Source organism: Herbiconiux daphne (genome assembly GCF_024979295.1).
GTDB classification, from domain to species: Bacteria; Actinomycetota; Actinomycetes; order Actinomycetales; family Microbacteriaceae; genus Herbiconiux; species Herbiconiux daphnes.
The window spans coordinates 1-3,321 of the sequence record NZ_JANLCJ010000034.1; the positions used below are offsets into that span (position 1 = coordinate 1).

The following is a 3,321-nucleotide window of genomic DNA, read 5'->3' on the forward strand; positions in this document are numbered from 1 at the left end:
AAAGGTCTTTATCAATTAGACACTGGTGCTCAAACTTGGTCAGCGTACAATTATCAAGATCCAGATAACATGACTCCTATAGAACATCCTTTGCGTATGTGGGCTGAACGTTATGGTATTGACTTTGATAACATCACAGAAGAGTGGCGACAAAAGCATGTTAATAATTTCCACTTCCAAGTTAATGGAACAGGGAAACTTAGCATTGAAGCTGGTGGTACTCAGTTCTCTAATGAACGTGGGCATCAACACAACTATCGTGATTATATCGCTGGAAAAACACGTAACCTCAGTGTTCGTTTGAATCATCCATATCTGTATTATGGAATTGTAGACGAAGATCCGGATAGTGATGTTAGTATCAGTGGCTTAGTAATTGACTTTTCTCTTGGTGGACGTCGTTAAATATAGAGCCTCTCTTCGGAGGGGCTTTCTTTTTATTGGAGGTAGCCTCTCATGGGTGCTAATGGTAATCGTAGACAGACGCTACGAAATAACATAATCCAACCATATGAAACTGGTTTATTAACTGATGTAAATCATAAAGATTATAATGCTGTTGTTGGTATTGAACTTGATAAAGTAAGTACAGCAACTAAGCATATGTTTCAAGGATTGGATGATGTAAGAAAAGAAATTAAGGATCGTACTAAGGCTCTAGATGCTTTACATCTTACAGTGAATGATACTTTCAATAAAGTGATGCTTGAAATCTCTGGTGTTAAAATGCAGATTGGTCAAGGTATTACAATGGATAGTATCACTGACGCTGATGGTAATGTTCTTAGTGGTGTCCTTCAAGGACTTAAGACTCAAGTTAATGCTGCTAATGGTAACATCATGGTGGCGTTAGGTGAGATTACAAACACTAACACTAAGTTTGATGGTGAGATCTTAAAGATTAGTCAGGATATTAATGGTGTCCAATCTAATGTCAATGTAATCACTGGCGTTCTTTATACAGGATCAAGTGGTACAGGAACCCCGACTAGTCCAGCACCAGGTACAAAGTTTGAACAGATTGCTAAACACGAAGTAGATATTACTAACCAAGGCGCTTCTATTACACAACAAACAGCAGCTATTACTCGTATTGATGATACTGGTGGAATAACTTATGAAACTCAATGGGGAGTTAAATCAAGTGTTGGTGGTTTAAATAGAGGTGTTGGTTTTGTTCAGAATGCTGGTGGATCTACTTTCACCATTAATGCTGACGTATTTCAATTTACTGGTGGTGGTAGTTCTAATGGAACTCTCCCTTTCTATATTGATGCCACAGGTACTCACATCAAACAAGCTTCTATTGGTAATGTAACTATCAATGCTGCTCAAATCAATACAGGTGTAATCAATAGCGCTCGTATTGGGGATTTGCAAAGTACTAACTTCCCTAATGGTGGATGGCAGTTAACTAAAGCAGGATCTTTCCAGATTGGTGGTAATGCAGGTGGTAACCGTATCGTAATGACTAGCCAAAATATTATTTTTTATGATGGTAATGGTACTCCTCGTATTAAAATCGGATTATTCTAAGAGGTATTAAATGGCTATTGGTATTCAAGCTCAACCAGTAGGGCCAGGGCCAGCTGCTCCCGCTCCCCTATTAATTAATGATGGATGTACTTTTCCTCAATTTTTGGGGACATACAGTACAGGCCAAATTGAATTTAGAAATACTAGCGCCTCTATAACTGTTCCTAATTTTGATGGTCGAGGGGAGCTTATTATGGTTCCTGCTTCTGAAATTGCCCATGAACAGTATGTAGGTACTAATTTAGTACCTTCTGTAGTTGGTGTTAAGGGTATGTCAATTTCAGGTAATGTAGCTCATTTCAGTTTACAAGATGCTTCATATAGAAACATCTATTGGTCTATGAGTTGGCATGCTTATAAAATACACCCAAGGGGTTCTATGACCTATGGTGTTAATTTTACTAATTCAGCAGATTTTATGAACCTTAATGACACAGGTACTGTAGGACAATGTATCTGGGCTTATCAGGGTGCAGTGGGAGATGGGATGGTTCTTTCAGCTATTCCTGCTAATGCTGTGGTTTTTATGTATTGGGATCAAGCAGATACAGTTGTCCAGTATACTCCTCAAAATAGAACGATCCACGTTACTCACAATAGAATGAATAACAACAACGGTCAGACAATTGGTTTTGCTAGAATAGTAGCTTTCTTAAATACAGGAAGTGTTCCAGAGCATCGAGGAGGGTTTAATATCTATAATGCATCTGGAACTTGCACTTTTTCTACTTATAATTCACCTTTCATTATTAGAGGTTTTATTAGTACAGCAGGTGGAAATCCTGGTGTGACGCAGCCTATGATTAACATCACTACTAATGGACTTGCTGGTGGACAAGGAGGAGGGTGGCAATATCAACATTGGAGAGGGGCTACTAATCAAGGTGGATCTATTGGTACAGGTTTTGGCCCTCAATTTGCATCATGGACAGATCAATATGATTTGATGATAAATTCTACAACCAATATACCATTACCTGTATTAAGCGCTCTTGATTACTTTGCTTAATGGCACTACCCGATCTGACTATGTAATATAATAACTACGTGATCACAAATATAAGGACAACCATTAATGGCAATCACTCCATATAACTATGGTGCCTTAATCCAAAATGCTGCTAAGAAATATGGGGTTGACCCTGAACTGATTCAATCTGTTATCAAGGTAGAATCAGGGGGTAATCCCACTGCTGCATCCGGTACAGGCCCGGTAGGGCTTATGCAAATCTCAGAAGGACTAGCCAAAGATTATGGCTACAATCTCAAAGATAGACTTGACCCTGCAAAGAACATTGACATGGGTGCTCGCTACTTAGCGCAGAACCTAAAAGCATTTGGTGGAGATACCACTAAAGCTCTTCTTGGCTATAACCAAGGAACTGGTGGAGCTAACAGCATGATTGCTGGTAGAAAACCTCTTGCTCCAGAAGGAGCTAAATATATTCAGAATCCAGCTTTCCAAAAGTTTACTACTGGTGGAATTCCTGCCACTCTTCACAGCATTGCTAACCCTGTTGCAGCGTTAGAAGAAAGTAAACCTAAAGATCAATATAGTAGTGCTCTTCTCCAAAGAGATGCTGCTCTAGCTGCTCCTACTCAAGCACAAGCTATGGCTGGTCAAGCAACTCCAATCACTGCTCAACAAGCACAGCAAGTTAATCAGCAACAGCAAGAAGGTGATAATAATGATCACTGGGGTGATGCTGCTTTAGCTCTTGCTTCTATGTTAGCTCCTCGTCAGAAATCACAGTCTACACAAACTTGGTCTGGTCTTGGTCGTGG

General features: G+C 39.6%; 4 protein-coding genes. All 4 read left to right on the forward strand.

Annotated elements, in window-relative coordinates:
• Positions 1-405, forward strand: a 405-nt coding sequence (locus tag N1032_RS22300; RefSeq protein WP_259542437.1) for a hypothetical protein, incomplete at its 5' end; no start/stop codon positions are given.
• 51 nt (positions 406-456) lie between these two features.
• On the forward strand, positions 457-1,536 hold the full coding sequence (locus N1032_RS22305; protein WP_259542438.1) for a phage tail tip fiber protein: 1,080 nt from the start codon (positions 457-459) through the stop codon (positions 1,534-1,536).
• Between the two features lie 10 nt (positions 1,537-1,546).
• A complete protein-coding gene (locus tag N1032_RS22310; RefSeq protein ID WP_259542441.1) occupies positions 1,547-2,545 on the forward strand; it encodes a DUF6453 family protein in 999 nt (332 codons plus the stop codon).
• Between the two features lie 66 nt (positions 2,546-2,611).
• The coding region (locus tag N1032_RS22315; RefSeq protein ID WP_259542444.1) for a lytic transglycosylase domain-containing protein at positions 2,612-3,321 on the forward strand (710 nt) is incomplete at its 3' end.